The sequence below is a fragment of the Synergistales bacterium genome (assembly GCA_021736445.1).
Lineage (GTDB): Bacteria > Synergistota > Synergistia > Synergistales > Aminiphilaceae > JAIPGA01.
The window spans coordinates 58,692-78,770 of sequence record JAIPGA010000002.1 but is presented as its reverse complement, the minus strand read 5'-3'; the positions used below and the strand labels follow the sequence as shown (position 1 = coordinate 78,770).

The window sequence follows — 20,079 nt, the reverse complement described above, 5'->3', positions numbered from 1 at the left end:
TGTATGCCTGAAGAGGGGAGAGGGGTGCACATCACTTCGGAGGTGGGGCGCCTCACCAGCGCTCTGGTGCACTGTCCGGGAGCCGAGCTGGAGCGTCTGACAATCGAGAACAAGGATGCCCTGCTGTTTGACGACATCCTGTGGGTAGAAGAGGCCCAGCGGGAGCACCGGGTGTTGACCTCGATTCTACGGGAAAACGATGTGGATCTGCTCTATTTCCAGGAGTGCCTCTCCGAAATCCTGAAAAATCTCGAAACGAGAGGGCATCTGCTCGACGAGGTCTTCGCCCTGGAGGCATTGGACCATCCCCTTGTGGCATCTCTCAAGGATGCTCTCAGCGGGCTGGAAGCCGGGGAGCTTGCTCACATCCTGGTGGCGGGGCTCACCTGCTCCGAGGCCACTCCCTACCTCCCCCGGAGAAGTCTCGTCCTGCGCATGCTTTCGGAGAAGGATTTCCTGATCCGCCCGCTTCCAAACCTCTATATCCAGAGGGATCCCTACGCCTTTGTGGGGAACGGTGCGCTGGTGAGTGTCATGCAGTTTGCCGCCCGCCGGCGGGAGTCCCTCTACGCCAGATATATCTTCGAACACCATCCCCGCTTTGCGTCCACACCTGTGATTTTCGGAGCAACCCCGTCCGGCGGAACACCCTACCACTTCGAGGGCGGAGATCTTTTGGTTTTAAATAACGAAAGTGTCGCCATAGGGATCAGCGAGCGAACCACTGCCGGCGCGGTACAGGTGGTAGGGCAGCAGCTGGCCCGCATGCAGGGCATCAGGCATGTCCTCGCCGTAGACATCCCCAAGCGACGGAGCTATATGCATCTCGATACGGTATGCACCATGGTTGACAGGGACACCTTCACGATCTTTCCGGGGGTTCGGGAATCCCTTTCGCTCTATCTGATCACCTATAGCAGCGATGGTGAGGTGGAGTCCATCACCGAACCGGAGCAACTCGGCACGGTGCTGGAACAGCTTCTCCACAGGGAAGAGATCCGTTTTATCGAAACCGGAGCGGGGAATCCTGTGGCCTCAGCCCGGGAGCAGTGGAACGACGGCACAAACACCCTCGCTCTTTCGCCGGGCGAGGTGTTGACCTTCCGGCGGAATGTGGTCTCCAATCAGCATCTCCGGGAACATGGAATCAAGGTACTCGAGGCACGTGGTTCGGAGCTGGTGAAAGGAAGAGGAGGGCCCCGTTGCATCGTTATGCCTCTGAGTCGCGACGAGCTGTAACAGCGATACAGGCAGGAATCTCCGAGGGGGAGGGACACGCATGAATAGCAAAAGATCCTTTTTCGTAGGCTCGGAAATCGGGAGGCTGAAACGGGTACTGCTGCATCGGCCTGGCCGCGAATTGGAGCGACTGACCATAGAGAACAAGGATGAGCTGCTCTTTGACGATATCCTCTGGGTGGAAGAGGCGCAAAAGGAACACGATGCCTTCGCCGACCTCCTCAGGGATAACGGCGTGGAGGTGGTCTACTACCAGAACTGTCTGGCCGACATCCTCCGGGATCAGGAGATCCGTTCGTCTCTGGTGGACGAGGTTCTCTCCCTGGAGGCCCTGGATGTACCCCTGGCGCTTGCCCTGAAGATCAACTTCATGGAGATGGATACCGACGAACTCGCCGAGATCCTCGTCACGGGGCTCTCCCATCGGGAAGCGGAACCCATGCTCGGTTCCTGCAGAAGCCTGGTGCTTCGGGTCACCGGTCCCGATGATTTCCTGATCCGCCCTCTTCCAAACCTCTATTTCCAGCGGGATCCCCACTGCTTTATCAACGACGGCGTCATCCTGAGCGTCATGAATTTCAATGCCCGGGGGAGGGAGCCTCTCTACAGCAGGTATATCTTCAAGCACCACCCATATTTTGAACACATAAAGATCATCTTCGGCGATGAACTCCGGGACACCTACCCCTACACGATAGAAGGCGGCGATGTCCTGGTCCTCTCCGAGGATACAGTCGCGATAGGGATCAGCCAGCGGACCAATGCGGGCGCCGCCCAGATTGTTGGACGTCGTCTGGCCCAGAGAGTTGGAATCCGCCGTGTCCTGGCGGTGGACATTCCCAAGATCCGGGCTTCCATGCACCTGGACACCGTGTTCACGATGGTGGACCGGGATGCCTGCACGATCTATCCGGGCCTGGGCAAACGGATCAAGGTTGCGGAGCTGCTCTACGACGAAGAAGGCAACCTCGAGAAGATCATCGAGCACGACAATCTGGAGGAGTGTCTCCAGCGCACCCTGGAACTCGACAGGATCAGGCTGATCGAAACAGGAGGCGGGGATCCCGTGGCCGCCGCCCGGGATCAGTGGAACGACGGGACAAACACCCTGTCCATCGCTCCCGGCGAGGTGGTGACCTACCGTCGTAACATCGTTTCCAACCGCTATCTCCGGGAGAACGGTGTCAAGGTCTACGAGATCCGGGGGGCCGAACTCGGTCGGGGACGGGGTGGGCCACGCTGCATGAGCATGCCGCTCCTCCGGGAACCCCTGTCCGAGTGACGCAGAAAATCGCATCTTCATGGGTGCCGTTTCCTCCCGGCAGACCGAATTGAACAATAATTGTTAAGCACTAAAGCATATTAGTGAATTTCAATAAAATATTTTTTATTACCCTAATTGAAAGGAAGATCATCGATGGCATTGAATCTAAAAGGACGTAGCTTTCTGACACTGAAGGATTTCAGCACCGAGGAAATCACCTTTCTGCTGGATCTTTCGGGGGACCTCAAGCAGAAGAAACGCTGTGGAATCAGAGGCACTTCAATGGCGGGGAAAAACGTGGCCCTTCTTTTCGAGAAGTCTTCCACCAGAACAAGATGCGCCTTTACGGCAGCCTGCATTGACGAAGGCGGCCACCCCGAATTCCTGGGAAAGAACGACATCCACCTGGGCGGCAAGGAAGACGTACAGGACACCGCCAGGGTGCTGGGAAGGATGTTCGACGGGATCCAGTTCCGGGGATTCAAGCAGTCCATGGTGGAAGCCCTGGCGACCCATGCCGGGGTACCCGTCTGGAACGGTTTGACCGACAGCTACCACCCCACCCAGATCCTCGCCGACTTCCTCACTATTCGGGAGAACTTCGGCATACTCAAAGGAACAAAACTGGTCTACGTCGGTGACGGACGGAACAACATGGCCCACTCGCTGATGATCGGCGCCGCCAAGATGGGCATGCACTGTGTCATCGCCTCTCCGAAGGAGCTCTTCCCCGAAGAGGAGCTGGTCACCTCCTGCCAGCAGATCGGCAGGGACAACCACGCAACCATCACCGTTACCGATAACCCCCGGGAGGCTGTTCGGAACGCCAACGCGGTCTACACAGACGTCTGGGCATCCATGGGGGAGGAGGACAAAGCACAGGAACGCATCGCCCTGCTCAAGCCCTATCAGGTCAACACCGAACTGATGAACGCAACCGGACGCAACGATTCCATCTTCCTGCACTGTCTCCCTGCCGTGAAAGGCAACGAGGTGACGGAGGAGGTCTTTGAATCAGTGCAGTCAAAGGTGTTCGACCAGGCCGAAAACCGACTCCACACCATCAAAGCGGTCATGGTGGCCACGATCGGGGACATCTAGCACTTACCTCTTGCCCCTAATAGGGGAAGGGGGTATAATGACCCTGGTAGGCCAGAGGTAAAGGGGGGAATGTCATGGAGCATACCCGTATATTCAAATGTCTGTCCTGTGGTGAAGAGTTCGTGGTGGGAGAGCAGGAGCGTACGATCAAGTGCCCATCATGCCGTGGGAAGACGGTGATTATGATAGAGGGGGATCCGCTGCCCAAAGCGGGAAGCGGGTGTTCGCCCTCCGGGTGAGGAATCTAACGATTCGGGGCAGCCGTCGGCTGCCCCTCTTTTTTTGCGCCGCTCCTCTTCCCGTTGCCAATCCTTTTTCTGCTACGAGGTGATCGACGGTGTGGTGTTGCGGACGCCCTTCAGCCCGGGCAGGGACTCCACAAATTCCCGTACGCGCTGCACCTCTCCACGCAGGATGATCACCTCCAGGCAGTTGTCGGCATCCATATGGATATGGGTCGTGCAGATAATCACCTCGCCAAAGGTGTGCTGGAGGTGGGTGAGCGCCTGTGACGCATCATGGTCGTGATGGTTATAGGTGACGGTCACCGTTCCCCATACTTCGCCGACATTCTCCTTCCACTTGGTTTCCGTAACAAAGGTGCGGATCAACTGCCGGAGCGCCTCGGAGCGGGTAGGGAATCCGCTTTTGGCTATCCATCTGTCGAACTCCTCAAGCAGTTTCTCGTCCATGGAAACACTAAAACGCAAGACCTGTCCCAAAGCCAACACCAACCCATTCTATGAATTGTCCAGCCTTACTGCGGCAGCCTCCCTCGGTCTACGCCTGTTCATGCCTCATCCGGTCCCCTGCGGATTGTCTGAACCACCAAGCTACTGTGCATCAAAGGGATCTTCGTTCTCGGCAAGAAGGGGACGCAGCGTAGATAGAAGCCCAGGGTCATCAAGGGCCGCCGCCAGTGCCGTGGTATCCTGAAAGGGGCGGTGGGCAACCAGGCGCTTGACCCTGGCGTTTCCGAACCCCGGGATGGAGCGCAACATCTCGGGCGACGCATGATTGGGGTTGAACGGATAGGGAACCGCCGTTACGGACCGTCCTCCCTGTCCGACCACAGCCACATCCCTGACGGAACCGATCTCTTCACGGCAGCCCGGCAGCCCCACAAGCAGGGGATAGCTGCCCCGCGGTCTTCCAAAGGCGGTATTTCCCTGAAACCCCTCGAGACGCACCCCCTTAATAATGGTGCCGAAAGGAGCCACCCGACGGAGAAACACCGGATCCACCTCCTCACGCACCCAGCGCTTCCATCGTCTGTATCGGGCATGCTTCAATCTGGAGGGATGCTCTTCCAGAAGCGAATGGAGGGGAAGCTCCGGGAAAACCATGACCCGTCGTATGTTGATCCGTCGGACAGTGAGCGCCGAAGCGAGAAGCCGTTCCAGGAGGGCGGTCACCCAGTCAAGGGAATCGTTCCGCTCACCGGCCAGCCCGAAAAGAAGGTTGAGCCCGGGAAGAAGAGACGGGAGCATCCGTCGGGCGCTGTACCCTGCTGCCGCGGTATTGACAACCTCCACAGCGGTAAAGGCCTCTTCGGCGCTGACCTTGAGATTGTTACGGCGCAGCACCTCGGGATCAAGCGACTCGATACCGAAAGACAGGATATCCCCAGCTGTGTTTTGGGAAGCGATGACGCCAATCGCCTCCGCAGCCGCCCCGGGGTATCGCACCACGCCTCTGGGGTTGCAGTTATCGGTGTGCAGGACGGCAAGCGATGGGGCGGCACATCGGACACCTTTGTAAAGCTTCTCCAAAACCCCGGGCGACGGCTGGTCGGCAGGGCTTCCCGTGTTCCCTCCATATGTGAGGATGTCGGAACAACGGCCGAGACGGAAGGCGTCCGCCCCCTGTTCCGCAAGGGCGGCGACCTCCTCGGTCACCATGGAGACATCCCGTTCCTCCACAGGCATGAACCAGCCCTCGGTACAGAAGCTGCAATGCCCGTCATTCCTGGTGCACCCCCGAGACAGCTCCATCTCCATCGTCAACCAGGGGAAACCGGGATGATGCGGGATGAGACGTGCTCCCTCGGTGGCCCAGGGCTGCAACAACTGATAGGTGCGCCGCTTGCCCGGGACCCACGCTCCGGTTTTGAGAAAGTGGTCCACCACCGCTTCAGGATCACCGGTACAGAAACAGTCGACATCCAGGGCCTGGACCTTCCGGGCGGTGCTCCCCCCCTGGAGGGTGTACCCCCTGCTGATCGCGCCTCCCACCACAAGGGGACCGCGACGAGGCATTCTCGCGAGACCCTCCAGCTCAGCCAGCGTCAGGGGCGATCCGCCGCGGTATCGTCCCGGCACCGCAATACCCGCAATGACGGCGATCAGCTCGACTTGATTCCAGAGTACGGGGTCAGGCTGCTCCCGCCAGCTGTCACAGGTCCGGTAAAGCGGTTCGAAGCCATGCACCGACAGGACACCGTACAGATACCGCACATAGGGCGACACGTACGGAGGCACGCCAAAACAGGCAGGTTCATCTACATATCCGTCAACGATAAGCGCTGTGGTCATCGGATCACTCCCTGAACAGTACGGGGCTCTGTGCTAGAATAATCACGCATTTTCCCATGAAGGGTGGCGTATCTCCATGCCGGAACCACGATTTGAAGCAGTATACATCACAAAGCGTATCACGCAATGGCTTACCCAACAGATCCGTGCAGCCGGTATGGAAGGGGGGATTGTTGGGCTCAGCGGGGGGATCGACTCGGCAGTGGTGGCGGCACTCCTGCAACGGACCGGCTACGGCGTTCAGACGGTGATCATGCCCTGCCACAGCGACCAAGCAGACGCGCAGGACGCCCGACTCGTGGCGGAGCGACTTGAGCTCCCATGTTGCACTGTACCCCTGGATGCAGCCTACAATGCGCTGGTTTCCGCCCTTCCCGAAGAGGAATGGCGTGATCCCAAACAACTTTCACAGGCCAACATCAAACCGCGGCTGCGGATGGTAACATTGTACGCCCTAGCCCAGGAGCGACGCTATCTGGTCTGCGGAACGGGGAATAAAATCGAGCTTTCCATTGGATACTTTACAAAATTCGGTGACTCCGGCTGCGATCTGCTTCCCCTGGGAGATCTGGTCAAGTGTGAGGTCAACGCGCTGGGACGCCACCTCGGCGTTCCCGAATCGGTTCTCGACAAACCGCCCTCCGCCGGTCTCTGGGCGGGTCAGACCGACGAGGACGAGATGGGACTCAGCTATTCCCGGCTCGACGCCTTTCTCCTCGGCGAATCCGAGGACCCCGAGGCAGCGGCATTCGTCCAGAGACAGATGGCCCGGTCCGAGCATAAGCGAACCATGCCGCCGATCTGCACACTGCAAACGGGGGAGAGGCACAACGCATAGTGGCCAACTTTTTTCTTTGAGGTGATTGATATGGCAGGGCATTCAAAGTGGGCGAACATCAAGCACAGGAAGGCCGCCCAGGACGCAAAAAAGGGGAATATCTTCCAAAAGCATATCCGCGCAATCATGGTCGCCGCACGGGAGGGGGGCAGCGATCCCTCGATGAACATACAGCTCAAATCCGCCATCGAACGTGCTAAAAGCGACTCCGTTCCTGCAGACAACATCGACCGTGCCATCAAGCGCGGAACAGGGGAGATCGAAGGCGCCCAATTCGAAGAGGTCTATTACGAGGCCTACGGCCCGGCCGGTGTGGCCATTATGGTGCAGGCCACCACCGACAACAGGAACAGAACCACCGCCGAGTTGCGCGCACTGCTCGCACGCAACGGCGGTTCCCTCGGCGAAGCCGGCTGTGTGGCCTGGATCTTTGACCGGAAAGGCGTCGTCACTGTCAGCGGCGGTGTGGATGAGGACGAACTGCTGCTGGAGGTGCTTGAAGCAGGAGGCGAGGACATGAACCGGGAGGGAAACCAGTTCTACGTCTACTGCGACCCTTCCACACTCATGGATGTCTCCAACCAGCTCCGGGATACCGGATATCCGGTGCTTGAGGCAGAGGTGCAGCTGATTCCCAAAACGACGGTACCTGTGGAAGATGAGAAGGAAGCGGAAAAGCTGTTCAAGCTGCTTGAGGTCCTCGAGGATCAGGATGATGTACAGAATGTGAGCAGCAACTTCGACATCCCCGACCGGATTCTGGAGAAGATAGGATAGCGGTGGGGATACGCTGCCTCGGCATCGATCCAGGACTGGGGCGTCTCGGTTATGGTCTGATCGTCGAAGAAGGCTCCTCTCTCATCGTGGAAGAATCGGGGTGTATCGAGACCTCCCCACGGCAATCGATCCCCGAACGGCTTCTGGTTTTGGGATCGTCGCTTCGAGAGGTCTTCCAGAGCTGTGCGCCGGACCTCCTCGCCGTGGAGAAACTCTTCTTTGGCCGAAACACCACCACAGCCGAAATGGTCTGGCAGGCCCGGGGCGTGGTGTTGCTGTTCGGGGCCGAACGCCAGATTCCCATTGTGGAACCCAAACCGTCGGAGGTAAAGCTTGCGGTCAGCGGATACGGAAACGCCGATAAGACACAGCTCCAGCGGATGGTCTGCCGCCTACTGGGCCTCACAGAGATCCCCCGCCCGGACGATATCGCCGATGCCCTCGCTGTAGCCTGCACCGGCGTCACCATGCACCGAACCCCACGGTAACCGGGGATCCCGGTCCTTGATCCATTGCTTCGGAAAGGCTGTGATGTTGTGCTCGAATTTCTGACAGGAACGGCGGTAACCGTCTCTTCCGACATGGTGGTACTCGATGTCAACGGGCTTGGGTTCCGCATCACCTCTTCGCAGCAGGTGACCGCCACTGTCCGGCAGGGAGAATCCGCTACGGTATACGTCTCGCTGCAGCTCTACGACGGAGGGGCAATGCTGTACGGTTTTGCGGACAGCCGGGAGCGGCTCCTCTTCGAGCATTTTATCATGGTGAAGGGGGTGGGGGGCAAGGTGGCGATGGCTATGCTTCGTATGTACGATTTCCACACCCTGGTGAACGCCATTGTCGAACAGGATGTCGCTGTCCTGTCCTCCGTGCCCGGTATCGGAAAGCGAACAGCGGAGCGTATCTGCTTCGAACTGAAGGAACGCATACTGAAATTACCCGGGCACAACCAGGAACGCGGAACCGCGACAGCCCCGGGAAGCAGCGCTCACTCCGTGGTCGAAGCGCTGCAGACACTGGGATTCTCGGCTCAGGAGGCCTCCCTGGCAACGCACCAGGTCAAAGAGGAGCAGGGAGACGATCTCTCGGAAGAGGCGCTCCTGCAGGCCTCGCTACGCAGTCTCCAGAAAATGAGGTGAGGCTACCATCACCGATGCGGAAAACAGGATAGTCGGTCCAGGACAAAAGCATAGCGAGGAAGAGTTCCCCAGACTGCGTCCCAGGAAACTCTCGGAGTTTATCGGGCAACAGTCGTTGCGCGAGAAACTCGCCATTTATCTCGAAGCTGCGGGGCGACGTGAGGAAGCCCTTGATCACATTCTCTTTTTCGGACCACCGGGACTGGGGAAAACCACTCTGGCCGGCATTATCGCCCAGGAGATGGGCGGGGAACTCCGGGTCACCACAGGCCCCGCGCTGGAACGCCCGGGTGATCTGGCCGCCATCCTCTCTAACCTGCAACCCCGGGATGTCCTCTTTATTGATGAAATCCATCGCCTCGGCTCCAATGTAGAGGAGATCCTCTATCCCGGCATGGAGGATTTTGCGCTGGACATCATTGTGGGCAAGGGCCCGATGGCCCGTAATCTCCGGCTGAATCTCCCTCCCTTTACACTCGTGGGGGCAACGACACGGCTCGGGCTGCTCACGTCACCGTTGCGTTCGAGATTCGGCATCGTCGAACAGCTCTCCCTCTATACAACCGGGGAGCTGGGGAGGATTGCAGAACGGGGAGCACAGCAGCTGGGGGTAACCCTTTCCGAAGCGGCGGCGGAGGAACTGGGCAAACGCTCCCGCGGCACCCCGAGGGTGGTGCTCCGCCTTCTGCGGCGGGTCCGGGATGTCGCCGAGGTACAGGGAGCGGAGTACATCTCCGAGGAGCTCGCCCAACAGGCGCTGGAGATGCTCGGTGTCGACGACAGCGGGCTGGACCAACAGGACAGAAATCTTGTTCATATCATCGTCAATCTCTTCGGCGGGGGACCCGTAGGGCTGGCGACCCTGGCCGCCGCCATGAACGAAGAGCCGCAAACCATTGAAGATATCTACGAACCATTTCTGATCCAGCAGGGATATATCGAACGGACACCCCGTGGAAGGAAGGCGACGGTGAAAGCCTTTCAATTCCTCGGTGTCCCTCCCCCCGGCGGCAACACACAGCAGCTCTCCCTCTTTGACAGAGGATAACAGAACACCATTTTGAGTTCGGAAGAGGAGTGGTGCGATGGTATCGCTCGGTAAGATCCTCATCGTAACCGGTATCGCCTTGCTTGTAGCTGGAGTACTCGCGTTTTTCATCGGAAAGGCTGGGGTACCCCTGGGTCGACTGCCGGGAGATATCGTAATAAAGAAAAAGAATGTCACCTTTGTTGCCCCTCTTGCGTCGATGCTGCTGATAAGCGTTGTCCTCAGCGTTCTCATCTCCCTGGCAAGGAGATGGTTCCAGTGAACCCAAGAGGAGCACTACAGTATCTCCTGCTTGCAGCTCTTGTGGCGGGGGTATCCCTCTTCGCGCAGACCCCCGTCGGCATTGCCGCCGAACCCTTTCTGCGCATTGGCATCGACAAAAACATCCAGCGGGGAGTGATCCATTCGAAAGGGACCTTCACCTTTGTGGATGCCGGGGGAAAACGGGCAACAGAGCGGGGGAGTGCGGCAATCAGTCTGACCGGAACAAATCGGCTCATGGTGGGCAACACATCCCTCTCCCTTCCCGTCAAGGTGTACGGGAAACAACCGCTCGAATGGGAAAACCACCCCTACCGCGGCAGCCTCAAGCTGATCCGCCGTTCAGGTGGTTTGACCCTGATCAACGCGCTTCCTATTGAATCCTACCTGCGCGGTGTATTGAAGATGGAGGTCAACCCCTCATGGCCGATGGCAGCCCTTGAGGCACAGGCCATCGTCGCCCGCACCTACGCCCTGAAGCATCTGCACCGCCACGAAGAGGAGGGCTTCGACCTCTGTGCCAAACCTCACTGCCAGGCCTATCGAGGCGTGAACGCCGAGGACCCTCGGCTGGACCGGGCGATCAATCGGACCAGGGGCCAGGTGGTCACCTACAACGGCAAGCTGGCACTCACGGTTTTCCACGCCGACAGCGGAGGCGTTACCGCCGATGTGTCCAATGTCTGGGGCGGCAGCTATCCCTACCTCGTTGCCCGGGAGGAGCCCATCGACTATCAGTCCAAACATTCCGACTGGTCGGCGAGAATCAGCAGAGCACAGCTCCAGAAAGCGCTCCGGAAGCTCGGAGTCTCTGTGGGAACCGTACAATCCATGACCCCCCACAGAAGCACCCCCGGCGGACGGGTACACACTGTGCGGATTTCAGGAACCGCCGGCAGCACAGAGGTCTCCGCCCACAGACTCCGCATGGCTCTGGGGAGCAAGGTCATGAGAAGCACCGTCTTCACCGTACATGGCGACAGCCCGGACACACCAGCACCCCCGCAGGGGAATGCCCCGGAGGGCGACGGCGCCCTGCAGGCGGCACTCAACGCAGACGAGGCGGATGAAGACCTGCTGATCACCCTGACTCGCCAGGGGCACTTCACCACAGAGGAGCTGATGGACATGCTTGTCCATCCCCAAAAACGATCGGACTATCTCCTCAGAGAACTGAGCAACAGCCGGCAAAACGGTGCAGAGACTACCTCTTCAGTGCGTACCGGCGGGGGTGCGTCCGACACCTTCGTGCTCCGCGGAAAGGGGTGGGGACACGGTGTGGGCCTCTCCCAGTGGGGGGCGAAAAGCCTGGCGGACCACGGCTGGAGTACCCGGAGAATACTGCAGCACTATTTCCCCGGCACCGAGATAACCCGCTACTAACCTCTGTTCCTCTGGATGGGAGGACCCCTGGACCATGGAGAGCGAAAAGAGAGAAGGAATGGATCATCAGCAACAGCTCATGCGGGCCGAAGCCTACGAATACGACCTTCCTCAAACCCGTATCGCACAGAATCCGGTGGTGCCAAGGGACAGCTCACAGCTCCTCGTTCTCGACCGCAGAACGGGGGAGCGGTTTCATAGACAGTTCTTTGAGATTTCCGAATTTCTGGAGACTGGTGATACACTGGTGGTCAACACCTCTCGGGTGATCCCGGCGAGACTGTACGGCCGAAAGGTGCCAACCGGCGCCCGTATCCAGATCCTGCTGATCCAGCCCAGAAACGATTGCCTGGCCAACCAATGGGAAGCCATGGTACGTCCGGGAAAGAAGGCTCCGCCGGGGACAACCCTGGAACTTGGCAACGGCACCATCGTCACGATTACGGAACGTCTCGAATCGGGGAAACGTCTGGTCGCCTTCGATTCAGCGGAGCAGGTGCGGGAGGTGCTCCAGACACTGGGCGAGGTCCCCTTTCCGCCCTACATTGGAGAGACCGATGCGGACCCTGCCCAGTACCAGACAATCTACGCCGACGAGGACGGATCGATAGCGGCGCCCACTGCAGGACTGCATTTTACGCCTGAACTGATGGCAACGCTCAGAGAGAAGGGCGTAGGGATCGCCCCGGTGACCCTCCATGTCGGCCCCGGCACCTTCCAGCCGGTTCGGGCTCAGGATGTGCGGGAACATCACATGCACACGGAACGTTTCTCGATTCCTGAAAAGACGGCAAAGGAGATCAACGAGACCAAAGGCCGCGGGAAGCGGGTGATCGCCGTCGGGACAACAGCTGTACGTGTTCTTGAAACCATGGGGCGTGAAGATGGGACCGTCGCCGCCGGAAACGGACAGACCGATATCTTTATCTATCCAGGATACGAATTCACTGTCATCGACGGCCTGATCACCAATTTCCATCTCCCCCGCAGTACGCTGCTGATGCTTGTGGCGGCCTTTGGCGGCTACGAAGCCGTTATGGCCTCCTACCGGGAAGCCGTCAGGCAACAGTACCGGTTTTTCTCCTTCGGCGATGCCATGCTTATTCTCTAGATACGCCGCCGGCAAAAACTTGTTTGGAGGTGACCGCAGATGTGGCTATGGGGATGTCTGACACCCCATCCTCCTATCATTGTCCCGGATGTGGGACGCGGAAGAGAGCAGGAATCCAAGGCCACCGTACAAGGCATGCAGGAGCTTGCCGACAGAACCCGGGATGCCGTGCCGGACACGGCCGTCATCCTCACGCCGCACCACAGACTCGGCAAGGGACTGCACTGCATTGTCGGCGACAGCTTCGCCGGGGATCTCGCCCAGTTCGGCGCGCCTGAAGCGGGCATCAACGCCGAGTGTTCGCCCGGCGTAGCCAGGCGAATCCACCAAACCGTAGGTGAAGCCGGCCTTCCCGTTAGCTGGGAAGAAAAGCCAAGGCAGCCTCTGGACCACGCAGCCATTATCCCTCTCTACTATTTCCAAAAAGGCTGGAAGCAGCTACCCAAACTGGTTCTGGCCAATCCACTCGGCCTGAACCCGGAGGAAGCCTTCCAGGCTGGGAAAGCCCTGGCCCCCATCGGCGAGACGTCGTCGTTGGCGCTGATCGCAAGCGGGGACCTGTCGCACCGTTTGACCTACAGCGCTCCGGCGGGGTTTTCTCCTGTGGGAAAGCAGTTTGATGAAGCGGTCTGTCAGGCGATCCGCGACACCTCTCCGGATCCACTCTTCCGCCTCTCCACCCATCAGCTCGAAGAGGCAGCGGAATGCGGTCTCCGTTCCGTGCTTATGCTGCTGGGGCTGGCACAGGGACTGGGGGAGACAATGGAGCTCCTTTCCTACGAAGGCCCCTTCGGGGTCGGGTACTGCACAGCCCTCTGGAAGCGATAGAGAGGGTCGTGGAGAAAGGACGGTGTACGCATGAGTGAGGAAAGAGAACAAACAGAAACAGCACCCCGCAACCCGCATCCCTACGTGTTGTTCGCCCGACAACAGGTAGAGACGATTGTGACGGAGAGACGAACCCTCGGATGGCAGGACGCCCTGGCCGTGAGCGGACAGAGGGCACTCTGGGAAACCAGCAGGGCTTGCTTTGTGACGTTGAAAAAAGCGCATGACGAATTGCGAGGATGCATTGGCACCATATTGCCTGCTTACGGGAATCTGGCCGAGGAGATCGCGGCCAACGCCATCGCAGCCTCTCTCCATGATCCCCGGTTTCCACGGGTGCAAAACGAAGAGCTTCCGGATATCATTGTCTCCGTGGACGTACTGTCGACACCGGAGGAGGTGCGCGATACGAACCAGCTGGATCCCAAACGATGGGGAGTCATCGTAGAACAGGGGATCGCCCGAGGGGTTCTCCTGCCTGATCTGGAAGGGATCGACACCGTCGAGCACCAGCTGGCCGTCGCTGCCCATAAAGCGGGGCTTCAGTCACTCTCTGGCGTTACCATTAAGCGCTTCGAGGTGAATCGATACCGCGAAAGGTCGTGATGGAATGGGCGCTTCCGCAGAGCAGTGCACCCATGAGGCCACTTGGTACACCCAAAGTGACGGAGCGGTGGTCTGCCGCCTGTGTCCCCATGCCTGCAGGCTCGCCCCGGGAGAAACCGGTGTCTGCAGAGTCCGCATGTCTCCGTCTTCGGGGGAGCTGAAAAGCTGTAACTACGCCAAGGCGAGCAGTATCTCCCTCGACCCGATGGAAAAGAAACCGCTCTACCACTTCTACCCGGGCGAAGAGGTGCTCTCCCTGGGCACGGTAGGCTGCAACATGGCATGCCCCTTCTGTCAAAACTGGGAGATCGCCACCTGGTCGCCCCAGGTGCAGCTGACCCATCTCTCCGTAGATGAAGTGCTCCGCCATGTCCGAAGTAAGGGCCTCCGCTCCGTAGCATTCACCTACAACGAACCCTTTGTATGGTACGAGTTTGTCTATGACTGCGCACAGGCGCTCCGCGAGGAGGGCTGCGAAACGATTCTCGTCACCAACGGCTATATCAACAGTGAACCCCTGGAAACACTGCTACCCCATATCACAGCGGCCAATGTGGATCTGAAGGCCTTTACGGAGGAAGCCTACAGGAGACTCGGCGGTTCACTGGAACCCGTACAACAGACAATCCGGCGGTTTGCCGACTCCGACACGCACCTGGAGGTCACCCATCTTCTCGTTCCCGGGATCAACGACAGCAGGGCGGAATTCGCGGCCATGATCCAATGGATCGCCGCTCTATCTCCAGCGATACCCTTTCACTTGAGCCGATCCTTTCCCAGATATCACTGGGACGGCGAATCCCCTTCGGTGGAAACCATGAACGAATACAGCGATCTGGCAAGCGAATACCTGGCTTATGTCTATCTTGGCAACATGCGGGGAAAGAGCAGCACCTACTGCCGGGGCTGCGGCCGCGAGATTGTCGCACGCGACAATCTCGCAGTCCGAGAACTGCACATTGACGAATCGGGGCAGTGTGCCTATTGTGGTAGGGAAAACAATTTTGTAACCGCCCCAGGGTAAACCCCGGGGGATCCCGACATCGGGCACAGGATGCGTCGGGACATGGATTGAGCACAACAAAGGGGGAGAATGGATGCCTGTAATCGAATTGAACGGCCACTCGCTGACGCTTGACGAGATCGTGAAGGTGGCGCGCGAAGGCTACACAATCACACTCGACCCTGCCGCAGAAGCCTTTGTACAGCGGGGTGCCGAGATGGTCTCTTCCTGGGTGGAGCAGGAAAAGGTGATCTACGGCATCACCACGGGGTTCGGCGACCTGGCGACGGTGATGATACCCCAGGACCAAAGCACCCGACTCCAGGAGAATCTCCTGAAAAGCCACTCCTGCGGCGTGGGAGAACCACTGCCTGAGGATATCACCCGGGCCACCATGCTGCTGCGGATCAACACACTGACCAGAGGCTTTTCAGGCATCAGCCTCCCTACACTAACGCAGCTGGCACACTACCTCAACGAGGGGATCCATCCGATTATCCCCGCCCAGGGATCCGTGGGCGCCAGCGGCGATCTCTGCCCGCTGTCGCACCTTGCGATCCCCCTTCTGGGACTGGGAGAGGTGATCTACAAGGGGAGGCGCATGCAGACCGCCGAGGCCCTCCGGGAAACGGGCATGGAACCGGTTTCACTGCAGCCGAAGGAAGGACTGGCCCTCAACAACGGCACCACAGTGATGACGGCTGTAGGAGCTCTGGCTGTCTACGATGCCCTGCAATTGGCGAAGACCGCCGATATCACCGCCTCGCTGTCGCTGGAAGCCCTCCACGGCGTCCCCTACGCCTTTGACGAACGGACCCACGAATTGCGTCCCCACATCGGACAGCGACGGGTGGCAGGCAATATACGCCGTCTCATCGATGGGAGCCACATCATCGACGAATACAAGGGGAATCGCGTCCAGGACGCCTATTCACTCCGCTGCGCTCCTCAGGTCCACGGAGCAAGCAGGGACACCCTGGATTTTGTGCATCAGAAAATCGGAATCGAGATCAACTCGGTGACCGATAACCCGCTGATCTTCCCCTCTTCCGAAGAGGCGATCAGCGGCGGCAACTTCCACGGACAGCCTATCGCCATCTCCATGGATTACCTGGGGATCGCCATGGCCGAGTTCGCCAACATCTCGGAACGACGGGTGGCACGCCTGGTGGACCATAAGCTTTCGGGGCTTCCGCCGTTTTTGATCCAAAACAGTGGTCTGAACAGCGGTTTCATGATACCCCAATACGTCAGCGCGGCCCTCGTTTCGGAGAACAAGGTGCTCGCCCATCCTGCCTCGGTGGACAGCATCCCCACCTCGGCCAATCAGGAAGATCACGTCTCCATGGGCATGCACGCCGCACGGAAAGCGATGGAGATTCTGGGGAACACCCGGAAGGCCCTCGCCATAGAGCTGCTCTGCGCAGCCCAGGGCATCGACTTCAGTCGCCCTCTCGCTCCAGGCAAGGGGGCAGACGCCGCCCACCGCAGGGTCAGGAAGGAAATCCCCTTCATCGAGGAGGATACATGCATGTACACGCTGATCGACCAGGCGCTCCGCCTCGTCCGGGAGGGTGCGGTCACAGAGGCGGTGGAAGCACAAATCGGCGAACTCGAGTAGGCCCCTGGATGCCCCTTCGCAGGACATATCCGGCGACAGCGCGGAACCAAATCGTTTCGAACGCAACGAGGTGAAAAGACATGCAACTGTTCCTGGAACAACTGCTCAATGGTATCGGCGTCGGATCCACCTATGCCCTTATCACCCTGGGGCTTGCTCTTGTATACGGAATCATGCGGATCCTTCACATCGCCCACGCCGCTGTCTACACTGTAGGGGCCTACATCGGTCTGGGCGTATTCTCGGCCACAGGGAATCTCTGGCTGGGGGTACTGGTCAGCATGGCCGGCTGCGCGGTGCTCGGGGTGCTGATCGAACGGCTTGTCTATTTCCCGCTGCTCTCCTTCCCGCCCTTTGTTCCTCTTATCAGCAGTATCGCGCTGCTTATCGGCATTCAGGAACTCTGCAGACTGGTGGCCGGCCCCTATATCCAATCCTTCGACGCCCCCCTTCCGGTGCCGGGGGTCACCCTGCTGGGCATCAGGATCTCCTCTTCCCTGGCCACGGTCTACGTGGTGACGGCGGTGGTGCTTGTCCTCCTCTGGTTTCTCACCACCAGAACGGAGCTGGGGCTGGCCATGCGGGCAGCCTCCCAGGACATGGATACCGCCAGTGCCAACGGGATCAACAGCCATGCCATCGTTGACGTCACCTTCATGATCGGCTCGGCTGTGGCCGCGGTGGCAGGCATCCTGGTGGGCATCCACTACAACCAGGTCTATCCCACCATGGGTGCGGTCCCAGCCTACAAGACACTGGCCCTGATTGTCGTGGGGGGACTCGGTTCGGTGCCGGGGGCCGTCATCGCAGCCATCCTGTTAGGCGTAGGGGAGACCCTGCTGATCGGCTATGCGGGCATCCCTCTTCCAAGGAACGCACTGGCCTTTATCATCATGATCCTTGTCCTGCTGTGGCGGCCGCAGGGACTCTTCGTTCGCAAGTAGGAGGGCATCGGTATGAGTAGCTATGTCGTGACGCTCACAACACTGTTCACCATCCAGGCAATCGTCGCCTGCGGACTCAATGTCATTGTCGGGTTCGCAGGACAGATCTCCCTCGGTCACGCCGCATTCTTCGGTATCGGTGCCTATGCGGCCGCCGTTCTGTCAGCCAAGGTGGGGCTGTCCTTTTGGGTGGCCCTTCCCGTGGTGTTGCTGATCACGGGATTGATGGGGCTTCTTCTCGGCCTTCCCAGCCTGAGATTGAAAGAGGACTTCCTGGCCATCACCACCATCGGCATCAACTTCATCGTGGTCGCCACATTCAACTACGTACCCTTCCTCGGTGGAGCGATGGGGCTCGGGGGAATCCCCTCCATCTCGTTTCTGGGAACCACACTCCGGGGCAACGGGTTTCTCCTGCTCTGCCTCGCCGGTCTTGCACTGGTGCTGCTGGTCTGCTGGTGGTTTACAAGATGCTGGGCGGGACTGGCCTGTGCGGCTATCCGTGAAGACGAAACCGCCGCCTCCAGCATGGGGATCTCGCCGGTGCGCTTCAAGCTGCTCGCCTTTGTGGTGGGAACCGCGATGGCCGGACTGGGTGGGGCTCTGTACGCCCATTACATGCACTTTGTCAGCCCCTCGGATTTCGCTTTTCCCGTATCGGTACAGCTGCTTTCCATTCTGGTTCTCGGAGGGATGGGCACGCTCTGGGGGCCGGTCCTCGGGGCTGCGGTGCTGGGGATCCTTCCGGAGGTCTTCCGGCCGCTGACCGATTACCGGATGTTTCTCTACGCAGCGCTCCTTCTGTTGATGATACGCTTCCAGCCCGGGGGCCTGCTGGGGGAGCAGAGTCTGGCCCGGAGTCTGCTGCGGAAAACCTTCGGCAAAGGGGGCGGGACCCATGAGTGAGTCAATCCCAATCCTCGAAATCAGGCAGCTCTCCAAACACTTCGGCGGTCTCAAAGCGGTGGAGCAGGTGAGCTTTTCCGTAAACACCGGAGAGATCCTCGGCCTCATCGGTCCCAATGGAGCCGGGAAGACAACCTGTTTCAACATGATCTCCGGTCTTCTCCAGCCGACCTCGGGGAGCATCCTCTTCAACGGCAGCGATGTGACCGCCACGGCTCCCCATGCTATGGCGTACCGTGGTATCGGGAGAACCTTTCAGGTGGTCAAACCCTTCACGGAGCTCACTGTTCTGGAGAATGTGACCGTCGCCCTGGGACTGGGGGACTACCCCTCATCAACAGGGATGTGGAAGAGTTGGAAAAAAGCCAATATCCGCTCTCGAGCCCAGGAGATCCTCCAATCGGTAGGGATAGAGGATCTCTCCTCTCAGAAAGCGGGGCTGCTGCCTCTGGGCAACCTCCGCCGTCTGGAGATCGCCAGAGCCCTTGCCCTGCACCCAAAGCTTCTGCTTCTGGATGAGTCCTTTTCCGGACTCCGGCACGAAGAAATCACGGCGTTACAGACATTCATCCAGCGGATCCGCAACCAGGGGGTCACCGTACTCCTCATCGAGCACAACATGAAGGTCGCCATGTCGCTCTCCGACCGCATTGTTGTGTTGGACCACGGAAGCAAGCTTGCAGAGGGAGCACCGCAAGAGGTCAGCGACAATCCAGATGTGGTGGAGGCCTATCTCGGAAAGGAAGGGCTCGGCTATGCTTCTTGACGTCAATGATCTCCACGTCTCCTACGGCGACATCGAGGCGGTGCACGGCCTCTCCTTTGAGCTTGACGAAGGGGAGTTTGTTTCCATCATCGGAGCCAACGGCGCCGGCAAGACATCTACTTTGAACGCTTTGATGGGACTGGTCTCCTCAGTACAGGGAAGCATCCGGTTCAACGGCAGGGAGCTGATAGGCGTCCCTCCTCATCAGCGGGCACGTCTCGGGATCCGTGTCGTCCCGGAGGGAGCCCGCACATTCCCTCAGATGACCGTCTACGAAAACATCCTCACCGGTGTCTACAAGATGCGCTCAAAGATCAATCTGGAGACACAGTTCCAATGGATCTACTCCATATTCCCCCGGCTGGAAGAGCGGGCGAATCAGCTCGCCAACACCCTCTCCGGAGGGGAACGGCAACAGGTAGCCATCGCGAGAGCGCTTGTCTCGTCGCCCAGGCTTTTGCTGGTTGACGAGATTTCAATGGGACTGATGCCCAAACTGGTGGATCAGGTGTTCCGTGTTCTGGAACAGCTCAACCGGGATTACGGCCTGACCATTCTTCTTGTCGAACAGAACGCCCTGGCCTCACTCCGTGCCTCAAGCAGAGCATATGTCATCGAAACCGGACAAATGGCGCTTTCGGGCAACGCCGATGAACTGCTGGAAGATCAGCGTGTCCGGACCGCCTACCTGGGTCTCTAGGCATTTGAAG

General features: G+C 59.1%; 21 protein-coding genes. 19 read left to right on the top strand and 2 right to left on the bottom strand.

Annotated elements, in window-relative coordinates; genetic code table 11:
- The first annotated feature begins 3 nt into the window (after positions 1-3).
- From K9L28_00860 to argF, 3 genes are all read left to right on the top strand, one after another.
- Positions 4-1,239: an arginine deiminase gene (locus K9L28_00860; GenBank protein MCF7934884.1), complete on the top strand. Its 1,236-nt coding sequence runs from the start codon at positions 4-6 to the stop codon at positions 1,237-1,239.
- A 40-nt stretch (positions 1,240-1,279) separates the two neighbouring features.
- On the top strand, positions 1,280-2,521 hold the full coding sequence (locus K9L28_00855) for an arginine deiminase (GenBank protein ID MCF7934883.1): 1,242 nt from the start codon (positions 1,280-1,282) through the stop codon (positions 2,519-2,521).
- A 135-nt stretch (positions 2,522-2,656) separates the two neighbouring features.
- On the top strand, positions 2,657-3,604 hold the full coding sequence (gene argF / locus K9L28_00850) for an ornithine carbamoyltransferase (GenBank protein ID MCF7934882.1): 948 nt from the start codon (positions 2,657-2,659) through the stop codon (positions 3,602-3,604).
- A gap of 320 nt (positions 3,605-3,924) precedes the next feature.
- Here the strand turns inward: argF and nikR are convergent, their stop codons facing one another.
- Together nikR and K9L28_00840 are read right to left on the bottom strand one after the other, a co-directional pair.
- A complete protein-coding gene (nikR, locus tag K9L28_00845) occupies positions 3,925-4,326 on the bottom strand; it encodes a nickel-responsive transcriptional regulator NikR (GenBank protein MCF7934881.1) in 402 nt (133 codons plus the stop codon).
- Between the two features lie 111 nt (positions 4,327-4,437).
- Complete coding sequence (locus tag K9L28_00840) at positions 4,438-6,072, bottom strand: radical SAM protein (GenBank protein MCF7934880.1); 1,635 nt, start codon at positions 6,070-6,072, stop codon at positions 4,438-4,440.
- 142 nt (positions 6,073-6,214) lie between these two features.
- Here K9L28_00840 and nadE point away from each other — a divergent pair, with 142 nt between their 5' ends.
- From nadE to K9L28_00760, 16 genes are all read left to right on the top strand, one after another.
- Complete coding sequence (nadE, locus tag K9L28_00835) at positions 6,215-6,976, top strand: NAD(+) synthase (protein MCF7934879.1); 762 nt, start codon at positions 6,215-6,217, stop codon at positions 6,974-6,976.
- 30 nt (positions 6,977-7,006) lie between these two features.
- A complete protein-coding gene (locus K9L28_00830) occupies positions 7,007-7,753 on the top strand; it encodes a YebC/PmpR family DNA-binding transcriptional regulator (GenBank protein ID MCF7934878.1) in 747 nt (248 codons plus the stop codon).
- Complete coding sequence (gene ruvC, locus K9L28_00825) at positions 7,750-8,241, top strand: crossover junction endodeoxyribonuclease RuvC (protein MCF7934877.1); 492 nt, start codon at positions 7,750-7,752, stop codon at positions 8,239-8,241. The genes K9L28_00830 and ruvC overlap by 4 nt, the downstream gene beginning before the upstream one ends.
- A 48-nt stretch (positions 8,242-8,289) precedes the next feature.
- Complete coding sequence (ruvA, locus tag K9L28_00820) at positions 8,290-8,892, top strand: Holliday junction branch migration protein RuvA (protein MCF7934876.1); 603 nt, start codon at positions 8,290-8,292, stop codon at positions 8,890-8,892.
- Between the two features lie 7 nt (positions 8,893-8,899).
- Positions 8,900-9,940, top strand: coding sequence for a Holliday junction branch migration DNA helicase RuvB (gene ruvB / locus K9L28_00815; GenBank protein ID MCF7934875.1), 1,041 nt, complete (start codon positions 8,900-8,902; stop codon positions 9,938-9,940).
- Between the two features lie 37 nt (positions 9,941-9,977).
- The gene (locus tag K9L28_00810; protein MCF7934874.1) at positions 9,978-10,202 is read left to right on the top strand and encodes a DUF2905 domain-containing protein; all 225 of its coding nucleotides are present in this window, start codon (positions 9,978-9,980) and stop codon (positions 10,200-10,202) included.
- Positions 10,199-11,584, top strand: coding sequence for a SpoIID/LytB domain-containing protein (locus tag K9L28_00805; GenBank protein MCF7934873.1), 1,386 nt, complete (start codon positions 10,199-10,201; stop codon positions 11,582-11,584). Before K9L28_00810 ends, K9L28_00805 begins: the two co-directional genes overlap by 4 nt.
- Positions 11,585-11,663: 79 nt before the next feature.
- Positions 11,664-12,695, top strand: a complete 1,032-nt coding sequence (gene queA / locus K9L28_00800) for a tRNA preQ1(34) S-adenosylmethionine ribosyltransferase-isomerase QueA (protein MCF7934872.1) — start codon at positions 11,664-11,666, stop codon at positions 12,693-12,695.
- Positions 12,696-12,734: 39 nt separating this feature from the next.
- A complete protein-coding gene (locus K9L28_00795) occupies positions 12,735-13,523 on the top strand; it encodes a hypothetical protein (GenBank protein MCF7934871.1) in 789 nt (262 codons plus the stop codon).
- Between the two features lie 117 nt (positions 13,524-13,640).
- A complete protein-coding gene (gene amrA, locus K9L28_00790; GenBank protein MCF7934870.1) occupies positions 13,641-14,129 on the top strand; it encodes an AmmeMemoRadiSam system protein A in 489 nt (162 codons plus the stop codon).
- Positions 14,130-14,196: 67 nt separating this feature from the next.
- A complete protein-coding gene (amrS, locus tag K9L28_00785; protein ID MCF7934869.1) occupies positions 14,197-15,153 on the top strand; it encodes an AmmeMemoRadiSam system radical SAM enzyme in 957 nt (318 codons plus the stop codon).
- Positions 15,154-15,226: 73 nt separating this feature from the next.
- Positions 15,227-16,753 carry a histidine ammonia-lyase gene (hutH, locus tag K9L28_00780; GenBank protein ID MCF7934868.1) on the top strand — a complete coding sequence of 509 codons (1,527 nt, stop codon included), beginning with the start codon at positions 15,227-15,229 and terminating at the stop codon, positions 16,751-16,753.
- A gap of 80 nt (positions 16,754-16,833) precedes the next feature.
- Positions 16,834-17,697 (top strand): branched-chain amino acid ABC transporter permease, encoded by an 864-nt coding sequence (locus K9L28_00775; protein ID MCF7934867.1) that lies wholly within the window; start codon positions 16,834-16,836, stop codon positions 17,695-17,697.
- Between the two features lie 12 nt (positions 17,698-17,709).
- A complete protein-coding gene (locus K9L28_00770) occupies positions 17,710-18,603 on the top strand; it encodes a branched-chain amino acid ABC transporter permease (GenBank protein ID MCF7934866.1) in 894 nt (297 codons plus the stop codon).
- Positions 18,596-19,369 carry an ABC transporter ATP-binding protein gene (locus K9L28_00765; protein ID MCF7934865.1) on the top strand — a complete coding sequence of 258 codons (774 nt, stop codon included), beginning with the start codon at positions 18,596-18,598 and terminating at the stop codon, positions 19,367-19,369. Before K9L28_00770 ends, K9L28_00765 begins: the two co-directional genes overlap by 8 nt.
- Positions 19,359-20,069: an ABC transporter ATP-binding protein gene (locus K9L28_00760; GenBank protein MCF7934864.1), complete on the top strand. Its 711-nt coding sequence runs from the start codon at positions 19,359-19,361 to the stop codon at positions 20,067-20,069. Before K9L28_00765 ends, K9L28_00760 begins: the two co-directional genes overlap by 11 nt.
- Positions 20,070-20,079: the final 10 nt, after the last annotated feature.